This window comes from Streptomyces sp. NPDC047002 (assembly GCF_040704505.1).
In the GTDB taxonomy this organism is placed as follows: domain Bacteria; phylum Actinomycetota; class Actinomycetes; order Streptomycetales; family Streptomycetaceae; genus Streptomyces.
In genome coordinates this window covers 48,463-74,065 of record NZ_JBEYWC010000036.1, presented here as the reverse complement: position 1 = coordinate 74,065, position 25,603 = coordinate 48,463, and the positions used below count along the sequence as shown (strand labels likewise).

At 73.9% G+C, this 25,603-nt stretch carries 23 protein-coding genes and 1 riboswitch; of the genes, 17 read left to right on the top strand and 6 right to left on the bottom strand.

Features of this window, described 5'->3' with window-relative positions; genetic code table 11:
- The first annotated feature begins 247 nt into the window (after nt 1-247).
- From AB0910_RS26690 to AB0910_RS26665, 6 genes are all read left to right on the top strand, one after another.
- A complete protein-coding gene (locus AB0910_RS26690; protein WP_366747194.1) occupies nt 248-1,690 on the top strand; it encodes a GuaB1 family IMP dehydrogenase-related protein in 1,443 nt (480 codons plus the stop codon).
- A gap of 311 nt (nt 1,691-2,001) precedes the next feature.
- Nucleotides 2,002-2,799 carry a SigB/SigF/SigG family RNA polymerase sigma factor gene (locus AB0910_RS26685; RefSeq protein WP_366747199.1) on the top strand — a complete coding sequence of 266 codons (798 nt, stop codon included), beginning with the start codon at nt 2,002-2,004 and terminating at the stop codon, nt 2,797-2,799.
- A 59-nt stretch (nt 2,800-2,858) separates the two neighbouring features.
- Entirely contained in the window at nt 2,859-3,332 is a 474-nt protein-coding gene (locus tag AB0910_RS26680; RefSeq protein WP_366747193.1) for an Lrp/AsnC family transcriptional regulator, read from the top strand.
- Nucleotides 3,333-3,525: 193 nt separating this feature from the next.
- Nucleotides 3,526-4,341, top strand: coding sequence for a carbon-nitrogen hydrolase family protein (locus AB0910_RS26675; protein WP_366747192.1), 816 nt, complete (start codon nt 3,526-3,528; stop codon nt 4,339-4,341).
- A 55-nt stretch (nt 4,342-4,396) separates the two neighbouring features.
- Entirely contained in the window at nt 4,397-6,097 is a 1,701-nt protein-coding gene (locus tag AB0910_RS26670; RefSeq protein ID WP_366747191.1) for an NAD(P)/FAD-dependent oxidoreductase, read from the top strand.
- Nucleotides 6,098-6,223: 126 nt separating this feature from the next.
- Nucleotides 6,224-7,453 carry a cytochrome P450 gene (locus AB0910_RS26665; RefSeq protein ID WP_366747190.1) on the top strand — a complete coding sequence of 410 codons (1,230 nt, stop codon included), beginning with the start codon at nt 6,224-6,226 and terminating at the stop codon, nt 7,451-7,453.
- Nucleotides 7,454-7,479: 26 nt separating this feature from the next.
- Here AB0910_RS26665 and AB0910_RS26660 read toward each other — a convergent pair whose 3' ends face one another.
- The 5 genes from AB0910_RS26660 to AB0910_RS26640 all read right to left on the bottom strand — a co-directional run bounded on the left by AB0910_RS26660 (nt 7,480) and on the right by AB0910_RS26640 (nt 12,875).
- Nucleotides 7,480-8,241, bottom strand: coding sequence for an alpha/beta hydrolase (locus AB0910_RS26660; RefSeq protein WP_366747189.1), 762 nt, complete (start codon nt 8,239-8,241; stop codon nt 7,480-7,482).
- Between the two features lie 144 nt (nt 8,242-8,385).
- Complete coding sequence (locus AB0910_RS26655) at nt 8,386-9,561, bottom strand: condensation domain-containing protein (protein WP_366747188.1); 1,176 nt, start codon at nt 9,559-9,561, stop codon at nt 8,386-8,388.
- Between the two features lie 123 nt (nt 9,562-9,684).
- A complete protein-coding gene (locus AB0910_RS26650) occupies nt 9,685-10,302 on the bottom strand; it encodes a TetR/AcrR family transcriptional regulator (RefSeq protein ID WP_366747187.1) in 618 nt (205 codons plus the stop codon).
- Between the two features lie 158 nt (nt 10,303-10,460).
- The gene (locus AB0910_RS26645) at nt 10,461-11,393 is read right to left on the bottom strand and encodes an LLM class F420-dependent oxidoreductase (RefSeq protein ID WP_366747186.1); all 933 of its coding nucleotides are present in this window, start codon (nt 11,391-11,393) and stop codon (nt 10,461-10,463) included.
- Between the two features lie 228 nt (nt 11,394-11,621).
- Nucleotides 11,622-12,875: an MFS transporter gene (locus tag AB0910_RS26640; RefSeq protein WP_366747185.1), complete on the bottom strand. Its 1,254-nt coding sequence runs from the start codon at nt 12,873-12,875 to the stop codon at nt 11,622-11,624.
- A gap of 169 nt (nt 12,876-13,044) precedes the next feature.
- On the opposite strand from AB0910_RS26640, the gene AB0910_RS26635 reads away from it, so the two are divergent.
- The 11 genes from AB0910_RS26635 to AB0910_RS26585 all read left to right on the top strand — a co-directional run bounded on the left by AB0910_RS26635 (nt 13,045) and on the right by AB0910_RS26585 (nt 23,467).
- The gene (locus AB0910_RS26635; RefSeq protein WP_366747184.1) at nt 13,045-14,223 is read left to right on the top strand and encodes an ROK family transcriptional regulator; all 1,179 of its coding nucleotides are present in this window, start codon (nt 13,045-13,047) and stop codon (nt 14,221-14,223) included.
- A gap of 93 nt (nt 14,224-14,316) precedes the next feature.
- A riboswitch (FMN riboswitch) is annotated at nt 14,317-14,447 on the top strand.
- A gap of 179 nt (nt 14,448-14,626) precedes the next feature.
- On the top strand, nt 14,627-15,727 hold the full coding sequence (gene ribD, locus AB0910_RS26630) for a bifunctional diaminohydroxyphosphoribosylaminopyrimidine deaminase/5-amino-6-(5-phosphoribosylamino)uracil reductase RibD (RefSeq protein ID WP_366747198.1): 1,101 nt from the start codon (nt 14,627-14,629) through the stop codon (nt 15,725-15,727).
- On the top strand, nt 15,728-16,366 hold the full coding sequence (locus tag AB0910_RS26625; protein WP_366747183.1) for a riboflavin synthase: 639 nt from the start codon (nt 15,728-15,730) through the stop codon (nt 16,364-16,366). It abuts the gene before it with no gap.
- On the top strand, nt 16,363-17,025 hold the full coding sequence (locus tag AB0910_RS26620; RefSeq protein ID WP_366747182.1) for a nicotinamide mononucleotide transporter family protein: 663 nt from the start codon (nt 16,363-16,365) through the stop codon (nt 17,023-17,025). Before AB0910_RS26625 ends, AB0910_RS26620 begins: the two co-directional genes overlap by 4 nt.
- Nucleotides 17,022-18,320: a bifunctional 3,4-dihydroxy-2-butanone-4-phosphate synthase/GTP cyclohydrolase II gene (locus tag AB0910_RS26615; protein WP_366747181.1), complete on the top strand. Its 1,299-nt coding sequence runs from the start codon at nt 17,022-17,024 to the stop codon at nt 18,318-18,320. The genes AB0910_RS26620 and AB0910_RS26615 overlap by 4 nt, the downstream gene beginning before the upstream one ends.
- 61 nt (nt 18,321-18,381) lie before the next feature.
- Nucleotides 18,382-18,888: a 6,7-dimethyl-8-ribityllumazine synthase gene (ribH, locus tag AB0910_RS26610; protein ID WP_366747180.1), complete on the top strand. Its 507-nt coding sequence runs from the start codon at nt 18,382-18,384 to the stop codon at nt 18,886-18,888.
- Between the two features lie 12 nt (nt 18,889-18,900).
- Entirely contained in the window at nt 18,901-19,173 is a 273-nt protein-coding gene (locus tag AB0910_RS26605; protein ID WP_345646486.1) for a phosphoribosyl-ATP diphosphatase, read from the top strand.
- Nucleotides 19,174-19,410: 237 nt separating this feature from the next.
- Nucleotides 19,411-20,256 (top strand): ATP phosphoribosyltransferase, encoded by an 846-nt coding sequence (hisG, locus tag AB0910_RS26600; protein ID WP_366747179.1) that lies wholly within the window; start codon nt 19,411-19,413, stop codon nt 20,254-20,256.
- A gap of 39 nt (nt 20,257-20,295) precedes the next feature.
- Nucleotides 20,296-20,820 (top strand): PH domain-containing protein, encoded by a 525-nt coding sequence (locus AB0910_RS26595; protein ID WP_366747178.1) that lies wholly within the window; start codon nt 20,296-20,298, stop codon nt 20,818-20,820.
- A 182-nt stretch (nt 20,821-21,002) separates the two neighbouring features.
- On the top strand, nt 21,003-22,364 hold the full coding sequence (locus AB0910_RS26590) for a hemolysin family protein (protein ID WP_366747177.1): 1,362 nt from the start codon (nt 21,003-21,005) through the stop codon (nt 22,362-22,364).
- On the top strand, nt 22,361-23,467 hold the full coding sequence (locus AB0910_RS26585; protein ID WP_366747176.1) for a hemolysin family protein: 1,107 nt from the start codon (nt 22,361-22,363) through the stop codon (nt 23,465-23,467). The genes AB0910_RS26590 and AB0910_RS26585 overlap by 4 nt, the downstream gene beginning before the upstream one ends.
- Before the next feature lie 69 nt (nt 23,468-23,536).
- Here the strand turns inward: AB0910_RS26585 and AB0910_RS26580 are convergent, their stop codons facing one another.
- Nucleotides 23,537-25,438 (bottom strand): AAA family ATPase, encoded by a 1,902-nt coding sequence (locus AB0910_RS26580; protein ID WP_366747175.1) that lies wholly within the window; start codon nt 25,436-25,438, stop codon nt 23,537-23,539.
- Nucleotides 25,439-25,603 lie beyond the last annotated feature (165 nt).

Sequence of the window (25,603 nt, the reverse complement as noted above, 5' to 3'; positions counted from 1 at the left end):
GATCCGTACGAGCATCCGGCCGCCGGTCGACTTGCCCGCGCCCTGGGGGCCGGTGAGGAAGGGCGCGGGGACGGGTACGGAGGGTCCCCTTGGAGGAACGTCCAAGGCACGGCCCCACCGGGCTGGACGTTTCTCCGCGCCCGAGCCGAGGCAGGACCCGGGCAGCACGTGGGAGAATGAAGTACGTGCGTCTGCCGCCGGGCCCATCGACCGGCGGCCAGCTCCGAGCGACTGGGATGTTCCGTACGTGCGTTTCCTCAACGATCTTGTGCCGTCGTACGACCTGACCTACGACGACGTCTTCATGGTCCCGAGCCGGTCCTCCGTCGGCTCCCGGCAGGGCGTGGACCTCTCGTCGCCCGACGGCACCGGGACCACGATCCCGCTGGTCGTGGCCAACATGACCGCCATCGCCGGCCGCCGCATGGCGGAGACCGTGGCCCGGCGCGGCGGCCTCGTGGTCATCCCGCAGGACATCCCGCACGACGTGGTCGCCGACGTCACGTCCTGGGTGAAGACCCGCGACCTGGTCTTCGACACGCCCATCACGCTGCGGCCCACGCAGACCGTGGACGAGGCGCTCGCGCTGCTCCCGAAGCGTGCGCACGGCGCCGGCATCGTGGTCGACGACAAGCGGCGCCCGATCGGCATCGTCACCGAGCACGACCTCGGCGGCGTCGACCGCTTCACGCAGCTGTCCGTGGTGATGTCGCGCGAGCTGCTCGTGCTCTCCGCCGACACGGACCCGCGCGAGGCGTTCACCGTCCTCGACGGCGCCCACCGCAAGCTCGCGCCCGCCGTCGACGCCGAGGGGCGCCTCGTCGGCATCCTGACCCGCAAGGGCGCCCTGCGCGCCACGCTCTACACGCCGGCGACCGACGCGCGCGGGCGGCTGCGGATCGCCGCGGCCGTCGGCGTCAACGGCGACGTCGCGGGCAAGGCCGCGCAGCTCCTGGACGCCGGCGTCGACACGCTCGTCGTGGACACCGCGCACGGCCACCAGGAGTCCATGATCGCGGCGGTCCGCGCCATCCGCGGCCTGTCCCCTCGCGTCCCCGTCGTCGCGGGCAACGTCGTCTCCGCCGCGGGCGTGCGCGACCTGGTCGAGGCGGGCGCCGACATCGTCAAGGTCGGCGTGGGACCCGGCGCGATGTGCACGACCCGGATGATGACAGGCGTCGGCAGGCCGCAGTTCTCCGCCGTGCTCGAATGTGCGGCGGAGGCCGCGAGGCACGGCAGGCACGTCTGGGCCGACGGCGGCGTGCGCCACCCGCGCGACGTGGCGATGGCGCTCGCCGCCGGCGCCTCCAACGTGATGATCGGCTCCTGGTTCGCCGGTACGTACGAGTCGCCGGGCGACCTCCAGCAGTCCGCCGACGGGCGCCTCTACAAGGAGTCCTTCGGCATGGCGTCGGCCCGCGCGGTGCGCAACCGCACCAGCGAGGAGTCCGCCTACGACCGTGCGCGCAAGGGCCTGTTCGAGGAGGGCATCTCCACCTCGCGGATGTTCCTCGACCCGGCGCGACCCGGCGTGGAGGACCTGATCGACTCGATCGTCGCCGGGGTCCGCTCGTCCTGCACGTACGCGGGCGCCGCTTCGCTCGCCGAGTTCGCCGAGCGCGCGATCGTCGGCGTGCAGAGCGCCGCGGGCTACGCGGAGGGCAAGCCGCTGTCGTCCAGCTGGACCTGACGCGCGCTCACGGTGCGCCGGCGGCCCGGGAGGACAACGGGCCCCGGCACACCGGCATATGCGTTCTTCCCCGCTGTCCTGCGGTTCTCCCGGGGCGCCGAACATTCCCAGGAATTCGCACGCATGGTGTCGCGTGCACCGGGTACACGCCACCCACTGAACCATGGATCCAAGGGGAGGGCGATGTGACGACGACGGCCAGTGCGGTCCCGTACGAACGTATCGAGCACGCAGGCGGCGGAGCGGGCCCCGAGAACCACGGGCTCCCCGACGCGTACGGACCCGCGGCCTGTGTCGGTGCCTCCTACGGCCTGCCGCACGTCGAGTCGCCGTCCGAGGTCGCGCCCAAGGACGCGCGGGAGCTGTCCCGGCTGTTCTTCGCCCGGCTCGCCGAGGTCGAGGAGGGCACCGCCGCGTACCAGTACGCGCGCAACACCCTGATCGAGCTGAACCTCGCGCTGGTGCGCTACGCGGCCACCAGGTTCCGCAACAGGGCCGACCAGATGGAGGACATCGTCCAGGTCGGCACCATCGGCCTGATCAAGGCGATCGACCGCTTCGAGCTCAGCCGCGAGGTGGAGTTCGCGACGTTCGCCGTGCCGTACATCATCGGCGAGATCAAACGGTTCTTCCGGGACACCAGCTGGGCCGTGCACGTGCCGCGCCGTCTCCAGGAGCTGCGGATCGACCTGGCGAAGGCCAGCGACGAGCTCGCGCAGCGCCTCGACCGCACGCCCACCACGGCCGAACTCGCCGGGCACCTGGGCATCGAGGAGGACGAGGTCATAGAGGGCATCGTCGCGAGCAACGGCTACACTGCCGGCTCCATCGACGTGCCCGCCGACGACTCGGCGGAGACCGTGACCCCGCTCGCCGACCGGCTCGGCGAGCTGGACGCGGGCCTGGAGATCGCGGAGAACGTCCAGGCGCTCAAGCCGCTGATCCAGTCGCTCGACGAGCGGGAGCGCAGGCTGCTGCGCATGCGCTTCGGCGAGGAGATGACCCAGTCGGAGATCGGCGAGGTGCTCGGCGTCTCCCAGATGCACGTCTCCCGCCTGCTGGCCCGCGTCACCAGCCGCCTGCGCAAGGGCCTGCTGGCGGAGGGCTGAGCCCCGGCGCGTCCGGCCCTGCGGGGCCGGGCGCGCGACCCGCGTGGTCTACTGCACCGGTGCGACTGAACGACCTGGACGAACGCATCCTGCACGCCCTCGCGGACGACGCGCGCCGCTCCTACGCGGACATCGGCACCCTCGTCGGCCTCTCCGCCCCCGCCGTGAAGCGCCGCGTGGACCGGCTGCGCGCCGAGGGCGCGATCACCGGATTCACCGTACGGGTCGACCCCGCAGCCCTCGGCTGGCGCACCGAGGGGTTCATCGAGATCCACTGCGGCCGCAACACCTCGCCCGACGACATCTACCGCGGGCTGGAACGCTTCCCCGAGGTCGTCGCCGCGTCCACCGTCACCGGCGACGCCGACGCGGTCGCCCAGGTCTTCGCCGCCGACATGCGCCACTTCGAAGAGGTGCTCGAACGCATCGCGAGCGAGCCGTACGTGGAGCGCACCAAGTCCGTCCTCGTCCTCTCGCCGCTGCTGCGCCGCTCCACGGCGGGCGCCCCGCAGTGGCCGGGGCCCCGCTCCTGACCCTCCGCACGGCGGCGCGCAACGTTCCGCCGCCGAGCCGCCCGTACACGCAACGAATCGCCCCTGCGGACGCAACGGAGGCGTCTTGTCGCCGCGCCGCGGTGGACCGTACGGTCTCCAAGGGGCCGGGCGCGCCCGGCCGCTGCCCGCCCCCGCTCCCGCCCGACCACCCGTGACCTGCGAGGACCGCGCCATGCCCGCACTGCGTACCGCTCTGCTCCAGAGCTCGGGACAGCCAGGTTCCCCGGCCGCGAACCTGCGGGCGCTCGACGCGGCGGCGGCCGGCGCCGCGGCAGCGGGCGCCCGGCTGCTGGTCTGCCCGGAGATGTTCCTCACCGGCTACGCCATCGGCGACGACGTGGCGCGCCTCGCCGAGCCCGCAGGAGGCCCGGCGGCGGAGGCGGTCGCGGCGACGGCCCGCAGGCACGGCCTCGCGGTGCTGTACGGCTACCCGGAGCGCGACGGGTCCCGCGTCTTCAACAGCGCCCAACTCGTCGCAGCCGACGGCACCAGGGCCGCGGGCTACCGCAAGACGCACCTGTTCGGCGCGTTCGAGCGCGAGCATTTCACGCCGGGGGAGCAGCCGGTGGTCCAGGCGGACCTCGACGGGCTCCGCGTCGGCATCATGATCTGCTACGACGTCGAGTTCCCCGAGAACGTCAGGGCCCACGCCCTCGCAGGAACCGACCTGCTGCTCGTGCCCACCGCGCAGATGCACCCCTTCGAGTTCGTCGCCGAATCCGTCGTGCCCGTCAGGGCGTTCGAGAACCAGCTCTATGTCGCGTACGTCAACAGGATCGGAACCGAGGGCCCGTTCGACTTCGTCGGGCTGAGCTGCCTGGCCGGGCCCGACGGCACGGTCGCCGCCCGCGCGGGCCGCGGCGAGGAACTGCTCGTCGCGGACGCCGACCCTGAGCTGCTCGCGGCCTCGCGCCGGGCCAACCCGTACCTCGCCGACCGGCGGCCCGCCCTCTACACCGGCCCGCACGCCGCACACCCCGCGGGCTGACCAGGCCCGCGTCCGAAGAACCCCGCACCACATCACACCCCAGGAGCGTCGCGCCATGACGTCCACGGTGCCCACCGCCGTATCGCACGCCGAGCCCCCGCCGGGGCAGCGGCCCCTGACCATGTCGGGCCCCGACTTCCCCTACGCCTACGACGACTACCTCGCGCACCCCGCGGGCCTCGGCCAGGTGCCCGCCACCGAGCACGGCACCGAGGTCGCCGTCATCGGCGGCGGCCTCTCCGGGATCGTCACGGCGTACGAGCTGATGAAGACCGGGCTGCGGCCCGTGCTGTACGAGGCGGACCGGATCGGCGGGCGGTTGCGCACGGTCGGTTTCGACGGCTGCGACCCGCGCCTCACGGCCGAACTCGGCGCCATGCGCTTCCCGCCGTCGTCGACCGCGCTGCGGCACTACATCGACCTGGTGGGCCTGGAGACCGAGCCGTTCCCCAACCCGCTCGCGCCCGGCACCCCTTCGACGGTGGTCGACCTCAAGGGCGTGCCGCACTACGCCCGTACGATCGCCGACCTGCCGCAGGTGTACCGGGACGTGATGGACGCGTGGAACACCTGCCTAGAGGAGGGCGCCGACTTCTCCGCCATGCAGCGCGCGCTGCGCGAGCGCGACGTGCCCGCGATCCGGGCGATCTGGTCGCGGCTCGTGCGGGAGCTGGACAACCAAACGTTCTACGGCTTCCTCTGCGACTCGCCCGCCTTCGCCTCCTTCAGGCACCGGGAGATCTTCGGCCAGGTCGGCTTCGGCACGGGCGGCTGGGACACCGACTTCCCCAACTCCGTCCTGGAGATCCTGCGGGTCGTCTACACGGAGGCGGACGACGACCACCGGGGCATCGTCGGCGGCAGTCGGCAGCTCCCCGAGCGGCTGTGGGAGCGGGCGCCGGGGAAGATCACGCACTGGGCGCAGGGCACCTCGCTCGCCTCGCTCCACGGCGGCACCCCGCTGCCCGCGGTGACGGGGCTGCGGCGCACGGCGGGCGGCGGCATCACCGTCACCGACGCCTCGGGCGCCATCCGCACCTACCGCGCTGCCGTCTTCACCGCGCAGTCCTGGATGCTGCTCTCCAAGATCGCCTGCGACGAGGGCCTCTTCCCGATCGACCACTGGACGGCGATCGAGCGGACCCACTACATGGAGTCGAGCAAGCTGTTCGTCCCCGTCGACCGGCCGTTCTGGCTCGACCGCGACCCGCGCACCGGCCGCGACACCCTGTCGATGACGCTCACGGACCGGATGACCCGCGGCACCTACCTGCTGGGCAGCGACCCGGACGCGCCCGCCGTCGTCTGCCTCTCGTACACCTGGTGCGACGACAGCCTGAAGTGGCTGCCGCTCTCGGCGAACGAGCGGATGGAGGTCATGCTGGCCTCGCTCGGCGAGATCTACCCCGGGGTCGACATCAGGCGCCATGTGATCGGCAGCCCGGTGACGGTGTCCTGGGAGAACGAGCCGTACTTCATGGGGGCGTTCAAGGCCAACCTGCCGGGCCACTACCGTTACCAGCGGCGGCTGTTCACGCACTTCGTGCAGGACGCGCTGCCCGCGGACAAGCGCGGGATCTTCCTCGCGGGTGACGACATCTCCTGGACCGCGGGATGGGCGGAGGGCGCCGTGCAGACGGCGCTCAACGCGGTGTGGGGGGTGCTGCACCACTTCGGCGGCGGCAGCGACCCGTCCAACCCGGGCCCCGGCGACCTCTTCGACGAGCTCGCGCCGGTGGAACTGCCCGAGGACTGAGGCCGGGCCCCCCGCAGGCCGGGCCGGCCCGTCCGGGTGAACACGCGGCCGCTCCCGCCCGTGTACGGGGGAGCAATGACCTCGTTCCGCGCGTGCCGCGCGCCTCAGGGAGGGCGACACCGTCCCATGGCAGACCACACAGCATCCGACCCTTTCAACGCCGTGGAGGAGGGCCGCAGGCACGTCCTGTGGGCCCGGATGAACGCCACGGGCGCGGTGCACCGGGCGGTGCTGCCGCACGGCGCCCCCGCCTGGCTGATCACCGGCTACGCGGAGGCGCGCGCCGCGCTCACCGACGCGCGCCTCGCCAAGCTGGGGCCCTCGTCGGGCGCGTTCGCCCGCAAGCTCCCCGAGGACGTGGCCCGTGGCATCCACAGCCACCTGCTCTATCTGGACCCGCCGGACCACACCCGGCTGCGCCGCCTGGTGACCACCGCCTTCACCAGGCGGCGGGTGGAGCGCCTCGAACCGTACGTACGCGACCTCACGGCGCGCCTCCTCGACCGGCTCGGCGAGGAGGCGGAGGAGGGTGGTGTGGTCGACCTGGTGACCCGGTACGCGTACCCGCTGCCGATGGGCGTCATCGGCACGCTGCTCGGCGTCCCGGAAGGCCGGCAGGCCGATTTCCACGCCTGGACCGCGCCCCTGATGTCGCCCGAGGTGGTCGGCTACGACGCGTACGTCGCCTCGGCGGTACCCCTCCTCGACCTGCTGCGGGAGCTGATCGCGCGCAAGCGCGCCCACCCTGCCGACGATCTGCTCTCCGCGCTCGTCCAGGCGCGGGACGGGGCCGACCGGCTCAGCGAGGACGAACTGACCTCGATGGCCTACCTGCTGGTGCTCGCAGGCCACGAGACGACGGTGAACCTGATCACCAACACCGTCCTCGCCCTGCTCACGCACCCGGACCGGCTCACGGCCCTGCGCCGGGCCCCGGAGCCGTCCGAGGCGGCCGAGCGTGTCGTCGAGGAGGCGTTGCGGCACGACGGCTCGTCCCAGACGACCATGCCGGCGCGTACGACGGCCGACGTGCGGATCGGCGGCACGACGATCCCCGCGGGGGACCTCGTCTTCGTCTCGCTCCTCGCGGCGAACCGCGACCCCGCGCGCTTTTCCGAGCCCGACCGCTTCGACCCGGACCGCGGCGACCGGGGCCACCTCGCCTTCGGCCACGGCATCCACCACTGCCTCGGGGCGTCCCTGGCGCGCCTGGAGGCCCGGGTGGCCGTCTCGGGGCTCGTCACCCGCTTCCCCGGACTGCGTCTCGCTGTCCACCGCCGGGCCCTGACCCGTACCCCCTCGGTCACCATGAACGCCCTCGACTCGCTCCCCGTCCTGCTGCGGGGCCCGCGCTGAGCCGCGGGTCCCCGGCGGTGGCGGGGCTACCGGGCGAGGAGGTCCCGCACCGCGGTGAGCACCTCGGCGGTGCGCTCGTGCACCAGGCCGTGGCCGCCGTCGAGTTCGAGGAGCCGGGCGCCGGGGATGCCGTCGGCGAGCAGGGTGGAGTGGGCCGGTGCGACGAAGTTGTCCTGGAGGCCGCTGACCACGAGGGCAGGTGCGGTGACGGACGCCAGGTCGGCGGTGACGTCGACGGTGCGGGCCAGCACGATCTGCTCGCGGGTGCCGGGCGCGAGCCCCCCGCCGATGGCCTCGGTCATCGACTCCAGGGCCTCGCCGGGGAGGGCGGCGGCAGTCGGGTCGCTCATGCCGAAGACCAGCAGCAGTTTGCCCACGGCCTGCGGGCCGAGTGGCAGCACCGCCTCGAAGAGTTCCTCACGCAGGCGCAGGGAGGGCCGGGCGGCGGCGTAGCCGCACACCGACACCAGGTGGGTCACCCGGTCGGGGAAGAGGGCGGCGGTCTTGACGGCCAGCGGCCCGCCGAGGGACGCGCCCGCGACCGCGAACCGCTCGGCTCCGGCGCGCGAGGCCGCGTCCGCGATCTGCCGGGCGACGGCGGCGCCGTCCAGCGGCCCCTCGGGCAGCGGGCTCTGCCCGGTCCCCGGCAGGTGGGGGAGGATGACGCGATGGGTCCTGGCCAGCTCCTGCGGGAAGCTGCCCCAGGTCCCCTCGGGGGTGCTGCCCGTCCCGTGGATCAGGACGACGGCGGGCCCGGAACCGAGGGTGTCGAAGGCGAGTTCCTGCATGACGTGCTCCTTGCCGTGCCGCGGTGGACACGCTCGGGTGATTTCGGTGGCATCCGAAGTCACGTGGTGGTGCCTGCCCGGGTTCACGGCGCCCCCGCAGCAGCCGGCCGACCCCGGCCGCGGCCCGTCGGCCCGCGGGCCGGTTCAGCCCGACTCGCGACAGAGGATCTCGCGTGTCGTCCGAAGCAGGGCTTCCGTGGGGGAGTAGCCGCAGCAGATCATGTGGAGCCGCCCGCCGTGCGTCGTGACGCCCAGGACGTCTTCTCCCTTCACCTGGACGAGCATGGCCGGCCCCCACACCGCGGTCGGCGTGAAGGCGCCTGCGGCCGTGCCGCAGTCCACCACCCCCAGGTTGCTGACGAGGATGTCGTAAGGGAACGCGGATATCGCGGCGGTTGCCGTCGCGTTGTCCGCGTCGGCGGGAACGAACTGCTGGAGCCCCGTGGACGCCGCGACTATCCCGGCATCCGACCGCGGGCCTGACAGGGCGCTGTTCACCTCGCGGGCCTGTTCCCAGAGCGACCTGCCGTCTCCCGGCTCGGACGCCGTGCGGGCGGCGCCGTGGTAGTCGACGCACGCGCCTCCTCCGCCTACCCGCTTCCGGAGGTCGAAGGGCGACAGTACGCGCACGAAGCATTCGTCGTTGAGCGCGCTGCGCGCCCGGGAGACGGCGGAGACGAGGGCCCCGTGCACGGTCGTCCCCTCACTGTGGCACCGCCGGACGAGCTGCTGTGTGTGTTCGGCGTCCAGGGACATCGCGCTCACATGGGGCAGCGTGCCGTCGAACGGCCGCAGGGTGCAGGGCGCGAGCCGTGGGTCCTCCTCGGTCGGCGACTGCTCCGGTCTCGCGCCGTCGAGGGGAGGCAGCGTGTTCGCGATGGCCTGCTCCTGCGACGGAGGAAGAGGGAGGCGTTCCAGCCTCCGGCCGTCGAGCGCCGCCGCCATGTCGTCGAGCAGGGAGACCGCGCCGATACCGTCGGTGATGCAGTGGTAGACGGTCAGCAGGACCACGGAGCGCGTGTCGCCGCTGAGCAGGACGGCCCGGGCCAGCGGCGCACGCGACGGGTCGAACGGCCGGCTGAGCTCCTCCGCGACCACCTGCGGCCAGGAGGTGACCTCCTTGTCCGGCAACCGCACGTCGATGGCCGGCAGGGACGCGGGGCGGTGGAACCCGAGCCGGATGCCCGGACTGTCCTCGATCTGTGCCTGGAGGAGCGGGTGGCGCTCCTGGACGGCGGCGAGCGCCGCGGCGACCTGCTCCCGCCGGAGCCCCACGGAGAACTCCGCGGCGACCGTGTAGTGCATGGGATGTTCTTCCATGTACCGGTGGTACATGCGTTCGAACGCGCCGAGAGGGCGCAGTAGCATGCTGGGGATCGTCATTTCCTGTAGCCGTTCTCGTGCCGTGCCGGGCGGTGGGACCCCTGCCCCGGGTGATCGCTGTCAGGCGGGCGCGTGCGGGGAGAGCAGCCGGTCCACTGCCGTGGTGGCGCGGTCGCCGGCCGAGGGGTCGTGAAAGAGCTGCACGGCCATGTTCATGCTGGTGAAGATCCCGATGAGTTCGAAACCGACCTGGTCGGGGTCGGTTCCGGGCGGGAGCTGTCCGACCTCCACCGCTGCGCGCGCCTCACGAGCGAGAGCGTCCCGCCAGGTGGACATGGCCTGCAGGACGGCGTCGTGCAGGGAGCCGCCGCGGCTGTCGAACTCGACCGCCGCGGTGGTGAAGAGGCATCCGCCCGGGAAGATCTCGCGCTCCTCGCCGATGTAGCGGAGCCACCCCTCGACCAGGGCGCGGAGCCGGGGGAGCCCGGGTTCCGCCGCCTTCGCGGGGGTGAGCATGATTCTTTCGAGGAAGTGGGCCGCCCGTTCCAGCACGGCCAGTTGCAGGCCCTCCTTGCCGCCGAAGGGGCCGACCACTCCGGCCTTGCTCAGCCGCAGGTCTTCGGCGAGCTTTCCGATCCGCAACCCGTCCAGTCCGTCCACGGACGCGACGGCGACGGCGTGGTCGAGGATGCGCTCGCGCGTTCTCCGGGCTTCCGTCCGGGAGTGCGTAGGACTCATACCGGGACCGTACCGGGGCCCGGAATAAATGGCAAACGAACGTCTGGTAGCCAAAATGGGTCCGGTGGACCGCCTCGTGGGTGGCCGTTCCCGGAGGGGGTCGGCGCGCGTGGCGGCGCGGCCGTACCCCACCCCGGTCGTGCGGGGGAGCGGCGGGATCAGACGCCGGCCGCGCGCACCGCCGCGTACACCTCGCGTGACACGTCGATCAGCTCGGCGCCGTCGCGGGTGCTCAGGCACAGGTCGAGCAGGATCTCGCCGACGCCGTCGATCGCCGCGTGCGCGGCCACGTCCTCGACGATCTGCGCCACGCTGCCCTGGAAGGGCTGGCGGCCCTCGCCCTCGAACGGCTTCTGCGAGTACTGCACGTTGGCCCGCACGCAGACGTCGAGCGGCCGGGTGCGGCCGCGCTCTGCCGCCAGGTCCTTGACGCCCTGCCAGGCGCCCGCGAGCTGCTCCGCCGTCATGCCCACCGGCATCCAGCCGTCCGCCCTGTCCACCAGGCGGCGCAGCGCGGGACCGCCGGAAGCGGCGAGGTACACCGGTACGGGACGCACGGGCTTGGGGCCGACCTCGGCGGGGGCGATCCGGCTCAGCTCGCCCTCGTACGAGACCGGGTCGGGGCCCTGCACGGCGGCGAACACGTCGAGCAGCTCGTCGAGGACCGCGCCGCGCTTCTCGAACGGTGCCACGGAGCCCGCGGCGTACTCGTCGTGGGACCAGCCGGTGCCGAGGCCGGCGACCGCGCGCCCGCCGCTCGCAGCGTCCAGCGTGGAGAACCAGCGCGCCAGCTGGAACGGCACGTGGTACGGGGCGACCAGCACGCTGGTGCCGAGCCTGGCGCGCTCGGTGACCGCCGCGGCCATCGCCAGCGTCACCAGCGGGTCGGCGACGCTGCGGTACGCGTCGGGCCAGGGCAGCCCGGGGACGCCGTAGAGGCCCTGCGTCATCGGGGTCGGGTACAGCGAGCGCTCGAAGACCCAGAGGCTCTCGTACCCGGTCTCCTCGGCGGCCCTGGCCGCCGGGACCAGGTCGCTCGCGAGGCTGAACTGTTTCATCTGCGGAAGGGACAGACCGAGCTTGATCGGCATGCGCTTCTCCTTCGAAGAAGATCGAGACGCTCACCGTAGGGCATGAAGTTGATGGGTGAACAACGGACGCGCGCACCGGACGAGTTGGGTCCTGTGCCGGGGTCCTGGCGCCGGCCGGGAAAGGGATCGCGGACGGCTCGGTTCCGGGCGCTCGGCGGCCCGCCCTCAGCTTCCGGTGTGAGGCCGCCGCCCTCGGTTTCCGGTGCGCGGCCCCCGGCCGTCCGGCCCTCAGCTCCCCGCGCCCCGCGTCCCTGCCGCCCGGCCCTCACCTGCCGGTGCCGCGGGCCCGCCAGGCCCGCCCGCGCCCCGGCCGCCCGGCCGCAGCACCCCGGCCCCGGCGAGCAGGCCCGCGGCGAAGACGGTCACCAGAGCGAACGACGCCTGGAGCGAACTCGCGTGCGCCACCCCGCCGATCACCGAGGGCGCCACGAGCCCCGAGGTGTACGTGATGGTGGCGACGCCCGCGATGGCCTGGTTCGGGTGGGGGCCGCTGCGCCCCGCGGCCGCGAAGGCCAGCGGCACCACGACCGCGACCCCCACGCCGAGCAGCGCGAACCCGGCCATGGCGAGTGCGGGCACGGGCGCGAGGACCACCAGGAGGCCGCCCGCCGTCGCGCAGGCGCCGCCTGCCCGCACCGTGCGCACCGGGCCGAACCTGTCGACCAGCCGGTCGCCCGCGATCCTGGTCACCGCCATCGTCAGCGTGAAGGCCGTGGTGGAAGCGGCGGCGGGCCCCGCCGACGCGCCGAGCACGTCCCTGAGGTAGACCGCCGACCAGTCGAGGCTCGCGCCCTCGCCGAACACCGCGCAGAACCCGACGAGCCCGATGAGCAGTGCGGAACGCGGCGGCAGCGCGAAGCGCGGAGGCGCCTCGGCCTCTGGCGCGCTGCGCACGTCGAGCACCCAGTGGCAGGCGGCGAGCCCCGTCGCGGTCAGCACGGCGGCGGCCAGCTCGTGCTGGACGCGGGCGTCGGCGCCGAGGTTCGCGGCGAGCGCGCCGGACGCGGAGCCGATCAGCGCCCCCGCGCTCCACATGCCGTGCAGCCCGGACATGATCGACCGGCCTGCCCGGTCCTCGGTCGCCACCCCGATGCCGTTCATCACCACGTCGGACATGCCGGACGAGGCGCCGTAGACGAACAGCGCGGCGCACAGCGCCCCCAGGTTCGGCGCGAGCGAGGGCAGCGCGAGCGACAGCGTCCAGGCGGCGAGCAGCACCCGCAGCGCGGTCCGCGCGCCGAGCCGGTGCGCCACCCGGCCGGCGAGCGGCATCGCGAGCAGCGAGCCGAGTGCGGGGAAGGCGAGCGCGAGCCCGAGCTCGCCGGCGCCGATGCCGGTGTGCTCCTGGATCCAGGGCACCCGGGTGGCGAAGCTGCCGGTGACGGCGCCGTGCGCGCAGAACACCACGGCCAGCGCGATCCTGGCCTGCCGGGTCCTGCGGGCACGCTCGCCCGCGGCGCCGGCGCGCGCTTGCCGTGCCATGCGTCCTCCACCGGGGGTTCGAGGGGTGTGTCCGGGCGGCGCGGGACCGGCGGTGCGCGGGCGCGCCGGAGCGCCGGCGGCCGGGGTGTCGCCGCGACGTAAACTATCAGGAACCCTGCCTGATAAATAGCGCGTTCCCGCCGCCCGGCCGGTCTGGAAGGATTCCGGTATGCCCGCATCCCCGAGCACCGCGAGGGCCATCAACGACCGGCTCGCCCTGGAACACCTCCAGCGCCGGGGCCCCCTGACGGCAGGTCAGCTCAAGGAGCTCACCGGGCTCTCCCGCCCCACCGTGGCCGACCTCGTGGACCGGCTCCAGGGCTCCGGCCTCGTCCGGGTCGTCGGCGAGAGCGGCAGCGACCGCAGGGGCCCCAACGCCCGGGTGTACGGGATCGCCGCCGACCGCGCCCACCTCGCAGGACTCGACATCAGGACGGGCAGCGCCTTCGCCGTCGTCGCCGACCTGCTCGGCGAGACCCTCGCCGAGGCCGCCGCCCCCGTCGACGAGGAGAGCGACCCGCACGAGGCGGCCGAGCAGGCCGCCGCACTCCTCGAACACACCGTCAAGGAGGCGGGCGCCACCCGGCTGCACAGCATCGCCGTCGGCGCCCCCGGCCTCGTCGACCCCGCCACCGGTGAACTGCGGGACACCTCGGGGCTGCCCGCCTGGCACCGCAGGCTCGTCACCGCCCTGCCGCAGCGCCTCACCGCGGCCGTCCTCGTGGAGAACGAGACCAACCTCGCAGCCGTCGCCGAGCACCGCATCGGCGCGGCTCGCGGACACGACGACTTCGCCCTGCTCTGGCTCGGGCTGAGCGTCGGCGCCGCCGTCGTCATCGGCGGCAGGCTGCGCCGCGGCGTGTCGGGCGGCGCCGGCGAGATCAGCTTCCTGCCCGTACCCGGCACCGCCGCCCTGCCCTCGGCCGCAGGCTGCGACGGCGGGCTGCACGGCCTCGTCGGCTCCGCCGCCGTCTCCCGGCTCGCCGCGCGGCACGGCCTGACCGCCGAGCCCGTGCCGCACGAACCGGCCGCCGCCGCGTACGTCAGGGCCGCGCCGGGCGCGGGCGGCGCGGGCGCGCGCTTCCTCGACGAGCTCGCCGACCGCGTCGCCCTCGGCGCCGCCGCCCTGACCACCGTCCTCGACCCCGGCCTCGTCGTGCTCTCCGGCGAGCTCGGCCACGCGGGCGGCACCGAGCTCGCCGCCCGCGTCGAACGCCGGCTCGCCGCCCTCTGCCCGCTGCACACGGACGTCGCCCCGAGCGCGCTCGGCGGCGCGGCCGTCCTGCGCGGCGCGCTCCTGACCGCACGCGACGCCGCCCAGGAGGAGCTGTTCGGCCCCCGCGCATGACCGACCGTGCCGCCGTACGCACTGTGAGCCAGCGCACAGCGATCACCCACCCGGGTGATGGACGTCCATGGCACACTGGTCGCGTACAAGAAGCAGCGCACTCCGGGGTCGGTGAAACTCCGAACCGGCGGTTACAGTCCGCGACCCGTCCGCCTCCAGCGGCCGGTTGACCAGGTGAAATTCCTGGACCGACGGTTAAAGTCCGGATGGGAGGCAGTGCGCGGCGGGCCCCTGTGGGGCACGCCTGTGCGGCTTGTCCGCTACCCGGCGGACCGGCGCGGCGAACAGGCGTACCCGCTGGAGAGGTCCCGCTTCTCTGTCGTCACGACAGGCCCCGGAGTCCGTGCCCGAGAGGCAGGAGGACCCGGTGGGACGGGCGACGGACCAGGCCGACATCGACGCCATGCGGCGCGCCGTGGCGCTGGCCGCCCGCGGCCTCGGCGCCACCAGCCCCAACCCCGTCGTCGGCTGCGTCGTCCTCGACGCCGAAGGACGCCTCGCGGGCGAGGGCCACCACGAGCGGGCCGGTGGCCCCCACGCCGAGGTCAATGCCCTGCGCGCGGCCGGCGCAGGGGCCCGCGGCGGCACCGCGTACGTCACCCTCGAACCCTGCAACCACACCGGCCGCACCGGCCCCTGCGCCCAGGCGCTGATCGAGGCCGGCATCGCCCGCGTCCACTACGCGGTCGCCGACCCCACCCCGCAGGCCACCGGCGGCGCCGACACCCTCAGGGCCGCGGGCGTCCCCGCCGAGCAGGGCCTGCTCGCCGACGAGGCGGAGGAGGGCAACGCCGCCTGGCTGACCGCCGTGCGCCGCGGCCGCCCCCACGTCACCTGGAAGTACGCGGCCAGCCTCGACGGCCGGGTCGCGGCCGGGGACGGCAGCAGCCGCTGGATCACCTCGGCCGAGGCCCGCGCCGACGTGCACCGCCTGCGCGCCGAGTGCGACGCCGTCGTCGTCGGTGCCGGGACGCTGCGCGCCGACGACCCCCACCTCGCCGTGCGCGGCCGCCCCGGCGCCGTCCAGCCGCTGCGGGTCGGCGTCGACACCACCGCCACCGCCGTGCGTCCCGGCGCCCGCATCCTCGACGGCGAGGCGCCCACCCTGATCGCCGTCGCCGAGGACGCGGACCCCCGGGCCGTCGACGCGCTGCGCGCCCGCGCCGAGGTCGTCCCGCTGCCCCGCGCGGAACAGGGCGTCTGTGTGGCCGCGCTGCTCGACGCCCTGTACGCGCGCGGCGTCCGCGGCGCGCTGCTCGAAGGCGGCCCCGCGCTCGCCGGGTCCTTCGTCGCCGCCGGAGCCGTCGACCGCGTCGTCGGCTACCTCGCACCCGTCCTGCTCGGCGCGGGGCCCGCCGCCCTCGCCGACGCCGGAATCCCCACACTCGCCGACGCGTTGCGACTGCGCATGACGCAGAGCGTCCGCGTCGGCGCCGACCTGCGGATCACCGCGGTACCCGAGGCGGCCGCCACACCGGCCGCCCCCGCACAGAAGGAGCGCTGAGTGTTCACCGGAATCGTCGAAGAGCTGGGTGAGGTCACCGCAGTCGAGGACCTCGGTGACTCCTGCCGCTTCACACTGCGCGGGCCCCTCGTCACCGAAGGCGCGAAACACGGCGACTCGATCGCCGTCAACGGCGTCTGCCTCACCGTCGCCGACCACGGCGGCGACCGCTTCACGGCCGACGTGATGGCCGAGACGCTGGGGCGCTCCAGCCTCGGCGCGCTGACCGTGGGCTCCCCGGTCAACCTGGAGCGCACGGTCGCCGTCGGCGGCCGCCTCGGCGGCCACATCGTCCAGGGCCACGTCGACGGCACCGGCACCATCGTGGCACGCACGCCCTCCGAGCACTGGGAGATCGTCAAGGTCGCCCTCCCCGAGGGCCTGAGCCGCTACGTCGTCGAGAAGGGCTCCATCACGGTCGACGGCGTCAGCCTCACCGTCGTGGACGCGGGCCCCGACTACTTCACCATCAGCCTCATCCCCACCACGCTCGCGCTGACGACGCTCGGCTCCAAGGGGCCGGGCGACCCGGTCAACCTCGAGGTCGACGTCCTCGCCAAGTACGTCGAGCGGCTGCTCGGCGACGGGCACAGGACCGCGGGCGCACCCTCCCTACCCGCAGAGGAGCCCACGCGGTGAGTACGGTCTCCTGGCTCAACAGCGAGGCCTTCACGGCCTTCGGCCAGCACATCCTCTGGTCCGACATGATCGGCAACACCATGGGGCTGCTGGCGCTCGCCCTCGGCTGGCGGCGGTCCGTGTGGACCTGGCCCGCCCAGTTCCTGTCCGGCGCCATCCTCGTCGCCGCGTACTTCTCCGCGCACCTCAGCGGCGGCATGGGCAAGCAGCTCATCGTCATCGTGGTGGCGCTGTGGGGCTGGCGGCAGTGGCAGGTACGCGGCGGCCACGGCCGCGCGGCGGACGGCGGCGCCGTCACCGTGCGGTTCGCCACCTGGCGCGAGCGCGCCCTGCTGATCGCGGGCACCGCCGTCGGCACGGCCGCGCTCGGCGCCCTGTTCACGGCCTACCCCAGCCTGTCCTGGAGCCCCTGGCAGGACGCGTACATCTTCGTCGGCACCCTGGCGGCGATGGTCGCCCAGGCCCGCGGCCTGGTCGAGTTCTGGTTCGCCTGGCTGCTGGTCGACGTCGTCGGCGTGCCGCTGGCCTTCAGCAGCGGCCTCGCCTTCTCCGGCTTCGTCTACGTGATCTATCTGGCGCTCGTCCTGTGGGGCATGCGCGACTGGTGGCTGCGCTCGCGGCGCACCGGCTCCCTGGCGCTTGGAGGCGCGACGGCATGACAGCAACGACCGCACCCGCCTGGTACACCGCGGACCGCGCGGAGGACCTCACCCTCGACCCGGTCGAGCGCGCCGTCGCCGACATCGCGGCGGGCCGCCCCGTCGTCGTCGTGGACGACGAGAACCGGGAGAACGAGGGCGACCTCGTCGTCGCGGCGGAGAAGGCCACCCCCGAGATCGTCGCCTTCATGATGTCCGAGTGCCGCGGCCTGATCTGCGCCCCCATGGAGGGCCCCGAGCTCGACCGGCTCGAACTCCCGCAGATGGTCGGCGAGAACACCGAGTCCATGCGCACCGCGTTCACCGTCTCCGTCGACGCGGCCCGCGCCCACGGCGTCACCACCGGCATCTCCGCGGCCGACCGCGCCACCACGCTCGCGCTCCTCGCGAGCGGCGCGGCGGGCCCCGCCGACTTCGTCAGGCCAGGCCACGTCTTCCCGCTGCGCGCACGCCCGGGCGGCGTCCTGGTGCGGGCGGGCCACACGGAGGCGGCCGTCGACCTCGCCCGCCTCGCCGGGCTGAGGCCCGCAGGCGCCATCGTGGAGATCGCAGGGGAGGACGGCACGATGCTGCGGCTGCCGCAGCTCGTCCCGTTCGCCCGCAAGCACGGCCTGACGATCATCTCCATCGAGGACCTGATCGCCTACCGGCGCAGCGCCGAGCCCGTGGTGCGCCGCGCTGCCGAGGTCCGGCTGCCCACCGCCTTCGGCCCCTTCACCGCGTACGGCTACCGCTCGGCGGCCGACGGCGTCGAGCACGTGGCGCTCGTCCACGGCGACCTCGGCGACGGCGAGAACGTCCTCGTGCGCGTCCACTCGGAGTGCCTCACCGGGGACGTCTTCGCCTCCCAGCGCTGCGACTGCGGCCCCCAGCTGCACGCCTCCATGCAGCGCGTCGTGGAGGAGGGCCGCGGCGTCGTCGTCTACCTGCGCGGCCACGAGGGCCGCGGCATCGGCCTGCTCTCCAAGCTCCGTGCGTACGAGCTCCAGGAGCGCGGCCTCGACACCCTCGACGCCAACCTGGAGCTCGGACTGCCCGCCGACGCCAGGGACTACGCGGCGGGCGCCCAGATCCTCCAGGACCTCGGCGTGCACAGCCTCACCCTCATGACCAACAACCCCGACAAGACCGACGCGCTCAGCGCCCACGGCCTCGTCGTGAGCGGACGCGAGCCGATGCCGGTCACCGTGGGCGAGCACAACCTGCGCTACCTGCGCACCAAGCGGGACCGCATGGGGCACGACCTGCCCTGGCTCGACACCGCGATCCCGGCATCGGCCTGCGGCAACCAGTGAGCAGCCGCCCCGCACGGGGCACCATCCACCCAAGCGAGCGACAGCAGGAACAGGGAGAGAAGTGAGCGGCAAGGGCGCGCCGGAACTGACCGTCAAGAACTGCGGCGACCTCAGGGTCGCCGTGATCGCGGCCAGCTGGCACGAGCAAGTGATGGACGGACTCGTCGACGGCGCCCTGCGCGCCCTGCACGAACTGGGCATCGACGAGCCCACCCTGCTGCGGGTCCCCGGCAGCTTCGAACTGCCCGTCGTCGCCAAGGCCATGGCCGACCGCGGCTACGACGCCGTCGTGGCGCTCGGCGTCGTCATCAGGGGCGGCACACCGCACTTCGACTATGTGTGCCAGGGCGTCACCCAGGGGCTGACGCAGGTCTCCGTCGACACCGGCGTCCCCGTCGGCTTCGGCGTGCTGACCTGCGACACGGAACAGCAGGCCCTGGACCGCGCCGGCCTCGAAGGCTCCTCCGAGGACAAGGGCCACGAGGCCGTCACCGCGGCCGTCGCCACGGCGACCATCCTGCGGACCGTCGCCGAACCCTGGCGGCAGGCGTCCGGCGCCTCCCGATAGAGTGGCGGCACCATGTCCAAGAAGACGTTCGAGGAGCTGTTCACCGAGCTCCAGCAGAAGGCCGCCCACGGCGACCCCGCGACCTCCCGCACCGCCGAGCTGGTGGGCAAGGGCGTCCATGCCATCGGCAAGAAGGTCGTCGAGGAGGCCGCCGAGGTCTGGATGGCCGCCGAGCACGAGGGCAAGGACGCGGCGGCCGAGGAGATCTCCCAGCTCCTCTACCACGTCCAGGTGATGATGGTCGCCCGCGGCATCGCCCTCGACGACGTGTACGCCCATCTCTGAGCCGCCGCCCTCCGCGCGACCCGGCACCCCGGATGCCGCGCGGACGGCGCGGCGGCCGCCACGCCCCCCCGCGGCCCGGCCCGGACACCCCGGCCGCCGCCCCGCACCTTCTCAGCACCTCTCCCGCACGCCACGCGCGCCGAGCTCCGGCGCGCCCGCGTCCCGCACCACCTGGCAGGGCACCGCGCCTGCGCCCGCACCAGCACATCCGACCCCGCACCGAAGGAAGCGTCTCCCATGCTGCGCATCGCCATCCCCAACAAGGGTTCACTGTCCGGACCTGCGTCGGCGATGCTCCATGAGGCGGGCTACCGGCAGCGCAAGGAGTCCAAGGAACTCGTCCTCGTCGACCCGGCCAACGAGGTGGAGTTCTTCTACCTCCGCCCCCGCGACATCGCGATCTACGTGAGCTCGGGCCGCCTCGACATCGGCATCACGGGCCGCGACCTGCTGGTCGACTCGGGCGCCGAGGCGGAGGCCATCCTGCCCCTCGGCTTCGCACGCTCCACCTTCCGGTACGCGACCAAGCCGGGCGCGGCTAAGGGCATCGAGGACTTCACCGGGATGACGATCGCCACCTCCTACGAGGGCATCGTCGCGGGGCACCTCGCCGACAGCGGCATCGACGCCTCCGTCGTCCACCTCGACGGCGCCGTCGAGACCGCCATCCAGCTCGGCGTCGCCCAGGTCATCGCCGACGTCGTCGAGACCGGCACCTCGCTGCGCAACGCGGGCCTCGAAGTGGTCGGCGAGCCGATCATGACCTCGGAGGCGGTCGTCGTGCGCCGCACCGGCGCAGCCGACGACCCCAAGGTCGACCGGTTCCTGCGCCGCCTCCAGGGCGTCCTGGTCGCCCGCACGTACGTGATGATGGACTACGACTGCCGCGCCGAGCACCTGGAGCGCGCCGTCGCGCTCACCCCCGGCCTCGAATCGCCGACCGTGTCGCCGCTGCACAACGAGGGCTGGGTCGCCGTCCGCGCGATGGTCCCCACCGTCGACGCGCAGCGCATCATGGACGACCTGTACGCGCTCGGCGCCCGCGCCATCCTCACCACCGCCATCCACGCCTGCCGGCTCTGACGGGGCCGCGGCACGACCACCGACGAAACGAGCGACCCGATGCCGCCGACCACACCGCCGGAGCAGGACCGGGACACCGTGCCCACAGCGCAGGACCCGCAGGGCCCGCCCGCCCTGCCGGTCACGTTCAGGCCACGGCGCACCCGGATCGTGGCGCTGTGCGTCGGCGTCGTCATGTTCGTCAGCATCACCGCGCTCGCCCTGCTCCTCGACAGCGCCGCACCCTGGGAGCAGGCGAGCTTCGTCGTGCTCGCCGCGCTGTTCCTCTGCGTCATCGCGGTGCTCGGCCGGCCCAAGGTCGTCGCCGAGGAGAGCGGGGTGACCGTGGTGAACCTCACACACGTCCGCACGCTCGCCTGGGCGGAGGTCCTGCGGGTCAATCTGCGGCAGGGTGACCCCTGGGTCTTCCTCGACCTCAGCGACGGCAGTAGCCTGCCCGTGATGGGCATCCAGCCCGGAATCGCACGGCAGGCGGCGATCCGCGACGCCCGCGCGCTGCGGGCCCTCGTCGAGTCCCGCGGCACCGGCAGCGAGTCGGGCGGCGCGGCGCCCGGGGCCCGCTGAGCCGTGCCCCCGCGGGCGCCGTCTTGTTTACTCTGTGGTGCGGGGCGCCGGGCGCGCCCCGCCCCGCATCCCCGGCCGGTCACGGCCCGCGGGGAAATCCTGCGAATAGAGGAGTGACTCCCTCCAGCAATGGACGGAACGTCCTGTAGTACCTGCGCCGCCCCCTCTCCGGAGGCGGCGGCATGATCGTCCCCCTGCTCCTGCTCGCGGCGGCGCTCGTCCTGATCCTCGCCAACGGCTTCTTCGTGGCCGCCGAGTTCGGCCTGGTCACTGTGGAGAGGGCGGACGCCGAGCGCGCCGCCGCCGCGGGCGACCGGCGCGCGGCGGTCGTCGTGAAGGCCGTGCGCGAGCTCTCCTTCCAGCTCTCCGGCACCCAGCTCGGCATCACCGTCACCTCCCTGGTCGTCGGCATGCTGGCCGAGCCCGCGCTCGACGACCTGCTCGCGCCGCCGCTGGCCGCGACGGGCCTGCCCGACGGCGCGGTCTCCGCGATCGCCGTGGTGGTCGGCATGCTCGTCGCCTCCGGCGCCCAGATGGTCATCGGCGAACTCGTCCCGAAGAACTGGGCGGTCTCACGGCCGCTCCAGGTCGCGCGGTTCGTCGCCGGGCCGCAGCACCGCTTCACGCTGCTGTTCCGGCCCGTGATCGCCCTGCTCACCGCCGTCGCCAACCGGATCGTGCGGACGCTCGGCGTCGAGCCTGCCGACGAGCTCGCCTCCGCCCGCACGCCGGGCGAACTGGTCTCGCTCGCCCGCCACTCCGCGCAGGCGGGCACCCTCGAACAGGACACCGCCGACCTGTTCGTACGGACCGTCGCGCTCGGCGGCCTCACCGCCCAGCACGTGATGACGCCCCGCGTGAAGGTCAGCGCGCTCCAGAGCGACGCGACCGCGGCGGACGTCGTGAACCTGACGCGCGCCACCGGCCTGTCCCGCTTCCCGGTCTACCGGGAGCGCATCGACGAGATCGTCGGCATGGTCCACCTCAAGGACGCGCTCGCCGTCCCCGCGCACCTGCGGCAGCGCACCCCCGTCACCCGGGTCGCCATCCCCGCGCTGCTGGTGCCCGAGACGCTGCCGGCGCGCCAGCTCCTCGCCCGGCTCCGCACCGAGCAGCCGATCGCCGTCGTCGTCGACGAGTACGGCGGCACCGCGGGTGTCGTCACCATCGAGGACATCGTCGAGGAACTCGTCGGCGAGGTGCGCGACGAGCACGACGACGAGGGCGAGGCGCGCCCCGAGATCGCGCCCGTGGCGCCCGAGGACGGGCGGCCCGCCTGGGAGGCCGAGGGCAGCACCCGCGTCCTCACCCTCAGGCGGATCGGCCTCGAAGCGCCCGAAGGGCCCTACGAGACGCTTGCCGGCCTCGTCGCCGACCTCCTCGGCCGCATCCCGGTGCCGGGCGACCGGGTGGAGCTGCCGGGCTGGCGGCTCTCCGTGCGCCAGGTCGACCGCTACCGCGCCGAGCGCGTACGGATCGTCCGCGCGGCCGCCGTGCCCGGGGCGCACGCGCCCGAGGCGGCGGCGGCTGGAGGCCGGCGATGACCCTCGTCCAACTGGTCTGCGCGGTGCTCCTCGTGCTCGTCAACGGATTCTTCGTGGCGGCCGAGTTCTCCCTCGTCTCCGTGCGCCGCAGCCAGATCGAGCCGTACGCGCGACAGGGCTCGGCGCGCGCCCGCAGGACACTCCACGGTCTTGAGAACCTGCCGCAGATGATGGCCGCCGCGCAGTTCGGCGTCACGATCTGCTCCCTGACGCTCGGCGCGGTCGCCGAGCCGACCGTGGCCCATCTGCTCGAACCCGTCTTCCAGGCGGCGCACGTGCCCGAGGGCGCCGTACACCCCGTGGGGTACGCGATCGCGCTGGTGCTCGTGTCGTTCCTGCATCTCGTCATCGGCGAGATGGTGCCGAAGAACCTCGCCATGGCGGCGCCCGACAAGGCCGCGATGTGGCTGAGCCCCTGGCTCGTCGCCTTCGCGCGGCCGTGCCGCCCGGTGACCACCGCGCTCGCCGCCTGCGCGCGGCTGGTGCTGCGGCTGTTCAGGGTGGAGCCCAAGGACGAGATCGACGCGGTGTACACCAGCGTGCAGCTGGTGCGCCTCGTGGAGGACTCGGGCCAGGCGGGGCTGCTCGAACCGGAGGCGCAGGAGCAGCTGGAGGACGCGCTCGAACTGGGCAGCAGGCCCGTCACCGATGTCCTGCTGCGGCGGGCGTCCCTGGTGACGGTCACCGCGGCCGTCACGCCCCGGGAGATCGAGGAGCTGACGGTGCGCACCGGCTACTCGCGCTTCCCGGTGTGCGCGGCGGCCGGCGGCGCCTTCATGGGCTACCTGCACGTCAAGGACGTCCTCGACCTGGAGGAGCCGGAGCGTGCCGTGCCCCAGTACCTGTGGCGCCCGATGACCACGTTGCGCGCCGAGCTCCCGCTGGACGACGCGCTCACCGTGATGCGCAGGGCGGCGACGCACCTCGCGCAGGTCGCGGACGCCTCCGGCCGGGTCGTCGGCCTCGTGGCGCTGGAGGACGTGCTGGAGACCCTCGTCGGGGAGGTGCGCGACCCCTCGCACCGGGCCGCGCCCGCGCCGCTGCCGGCCCAGGACACCGTCGCGGGCGGCGGCACGGGCCTGGCGCTCAGCCCGCGCCCGTGACCTGCCGAGTCCGCCGCCCGGCCCGTACCGCACGGGCCGGGCGGCGGGCGTGCGGGCCCGCGGCCCGGGTCAGCCGTCCCGCCCGTCCCCGCGGCGCCCCGCGAGCACCTCGCCGTACGCCTGCATCAGGTCGGGCAGCCGGAGCGTCGACAGGTCCTCGCGGGTCGGCGTGCCCGCGTATCCCGCGAGGCGCAGGTCGCGGTAGGCGCAGGACTTCTCGTACAGGGTCCGCAGGAAGCGGCCGTTGCCCAGCTCGTCGATCCAGCCCTCGTCCACCACGTGCAGGCTGAGCGAGCGCAGCTCGTCGAGCGCCTCCTCGTCCCACTGGTCGCCGCCCTCGGCCGCGAGGACCTCGCCGATGGCGGTCAGTTCGAGCGGCCGGTAGCTCGGAAAGTCCACCCGGGTGGTGAAGCGGGACGACAGGCCCGGGTTGGCGGCGAACAGCCGCTCCATGCCCTCGGGGTAGCCGGCCAGGATCACCACCAGGTCGTCCCTGTTGTCCTCGGCCCGCTTCAGCAGTACCTGGAGGGCCTCCTCGCCGTAGGCGTCGCCCTTGCTGTAGCCCGCGTTGGAGAGGCTGTACGCCTCGTCCACGAAAAGCACCCCGCCGATCGCGGAGTCGATCAGCTCGTTCGCCTTGACCGCCGTCTGGCCGAGGAACTCGCCCACGAGGTCCGCTCGTTGCGCCTCCACCAGATGGTCGCCGCCGAGCAGCCCGAGCGCGTAGAAGACCCGGCCGAGGATCCGCGCCACGGTGGTCTTGCCGGTGCCCGAGGGGCCGAGGAAGACGAAGTGCCGCTTCGGCGGCTGGACCGGCAGCCCCTCGCCGGCCCGCAGCCCGGCCATGTTCAACTGCGCGGAGAGCGCCCTGACCTGACGCTTCACCGGCTCCAGGCCCACCATGCGCTCCAGCTCCGCCAGCGCCTCGGCGAGCAGGGCCGGGTTGGCGGCCGCGAGGGGGAAGGCGGAGCCCGCGGCCGAGGACTGCCGCGGCGGCGGGTCCGTGCGCTCGCGTATCTCGTCGGGGGAGCGCGCGGGGGCGGGCGGCCCCGTGGCGCCGGGCACGGCGGAGCCGAAAAGCGGGTCCGCGGGGTAGACGGCGTCCTGCTGCTCGCCCTGCGGCTCCGCCACGGCGTCGAAGCCGGGGCCGGCCGGCGCGACGGGCACGGCGCCCGCCGGGTCGTAGGGGCCGTCCGCCGGGTCGTAGCCGTCGGCGTCGGCTATCGCGGCCAGCCGCGCTGCCGTGTCCATGAAGTACGGGTCCATCCGGTGCACCGCCCGGTACAGCGGTAAGGCTGCCGCGGTGCGGCCTGTGCCCTCATGGGCACGGGCCAGCCAGTAGCGCAGCTCCTTGCGCTGCGGCTGCTCGCTGCGGCAGCGCATCAGGGCGGTGGCGAGCAGCGGCTCCGCCTGCCCGTACATCTCCAGCCTGATACGGGCCATGCCGGCGAACAGGCCCGCCTCGGTGCCGAGTTGCGGGTCGTCGAGCAGCGGGTCCGTGCACCGGGCCAGCAGCTCCCAGTCCTTGACGAGGTAGGCGCGGCAGGCGTGCAGGAACCGCACCTGGGGGTCGGCCTGGGCGGGCGGCAGCGCGGCCAGCGCCTGGTCGAGCTCGGGGACCCGGCGGCTGTCGAGCCAGTGCGAGGCGTGGGCGAGCAGCAGGTCCCGCTCGGTCTCCAGGATCGGCTGGACCCACCAGCCCAGCCAGTACCAGGAGTTGAGGGTGCGTCCGTGCCGGGCCCGCTGCTCGCCGAAGCGGTCGCGACCCGCGTACATCCGCAGCAGGGCGGTGGCAGTGTCCGCGCGCAGGGCGTGCAGTCCGAGCCAGCCGTCGGCCATCCCGGGGTCGAACCGCACCGCGGTCCTGAACTCCTCCTCGGCCTGCTGGTAGGCGCCCATCGTGTACGCGTCGACGCCCCGCACCCACGCGAGGTCGGCCGGGGCCGCCATGCCCGGCGTACCGATGTCCATCCAGGTCCCCCACACACGCCGTGCCCCGTGGTGTCCCGGCGGGCGGCTGCCCGTCGGCCCCTGCTCAACCACCTCTGGGCGGACGGAATCTGACCGCACCGCAGTGCATCGTACCCACGTACGGCGGGGCTCCAAGCGGGCGGGCGCGCTCACCGGGAGGCCGTG

Excerpts from the sequence above, each read along its gene's own strand:
- AB0910_RS26675 (WP_366747192.1), top strand. The coding sequence starts at position 3,526 with ATGCCCGCACTGCGTACCGCTCTGCTCCAGAGCTCGGGACAGCCAGGT.
- AB0910_RS26670 (WP_366747191.1), top strand. The coding sequence starts at position 4,397 with ATGACGTCCACGGTGCCCACCGCCGTATCGCACGCCGAGCCCCCGCCG.
- AB0910_RS26665 (WP_366747190.1), top strand. The coding sequence starts at position 6,224 with ATGGCAGACCACACAGCATCCGACCCTTTCAACGCCGTGGAGGAGGGC.
- AB0910_RS26660 (WP_366747189.1), bottom strand. The coding sequence starts at position 8,241 with ATGCAGGAACTCGCCTTCGACACCCTCGGTTCCGGGCCCGCCGTCGTC.
- AB0910_RS26655 (WP_366747188.1), bottom strand. The coding sequence starts at position 9,561 with ATGGAAGAACATCCCATGCACTACACGGTCGCCGCGGAGTTCTCCGTG.
- AB0910_RS26650 (WP_366747187.1), bottom strand. The coding sequence starts at position 10,302 with ATGAGTCCTACGCACTCCCGGACGGAAGCCCGGAGAACGCGCGAGCGC.
- AB0910_RS26645 (WP_366747186.1), bottom strand. The coding sequence starts at position 11,393 with ATGCCGATCAAGCTCGGTCTGTCCCTTCCGCAGATGAAACAGTTCAGC.
- AB0910_RS26640 (WP_366747185.1), bottom strand. The coding sequence starts at position 12,875 with ATGGCACGGCAAGCGCGCGCCGGCGCCGCGGGCGAGCGTGCCCGCAGG.
- AB0910_RS26635 (WP_366747184.1), top strand. The coding sequence starts at position 13,045 with ATGCCCGCATCCCCGAGCACCGCGAGGGCCATCAACGACCGGCTCGCC.
- ribD (WP_366747198.1), top strand. The coding sequence starts at position 14,627 with ATGCGGCGCGCCGTGGCGCTGGCCGCCCGCGGCCTCGGCGCCACCAGC.
- AB0910_RS26615 (WP_366747181.1), top strand. The coding sequence starts at position 17,022 with ATGACAGCAACGACCGCACCCGCCTGGTACACCGCGGACCGCGCGGAG.
- AB0910_RS26605 (WP_345646486.1), top strand. The coding sequence starts at position 18,901 with ATGTCCAAGAAGACGTTCGAGGAGCTGTTCACCGAGCTCCAGCAGAAG.
- hisG (WP_366747179.1), top strand. The coding sequence starts at position 19,411 with ATGCTGCGCATCGCCATCCCCAACAAGGGTTCACTGTCCGGACCTGCG.
- AB0910_RS26595 (WP_366747178.1), top strand. The coding sequence starts at position 20,296 with ATGCCGCCGACCACACCGCCGGAGCAGGACCGGGACACCGTGCCCACA.
- AB0910_RS26590 (WP_366747177.1), top strand. The coding sequence starts at position 21,003 with ATGATCGTCCCCCTGCTCCTGCTCGCGGCGGCGCTCGTCCTGATCCTC.
- AB0910_RS26585 (WP_366747176.1), top strand. The coding sequence starts at position 22,361 with ATGACCCTCGTCCAACTGGTCTGCGCGGTGCTCCTCGTGCTCGTCAAC.
- AB0910_RS26580 (WP_366747175.1), bottom strand. The coding sequence starts at position 25,438 with ATGGACATCGGTACGCCGGGCATGGCGGCCCCGGCCGACCTCGCGTGG.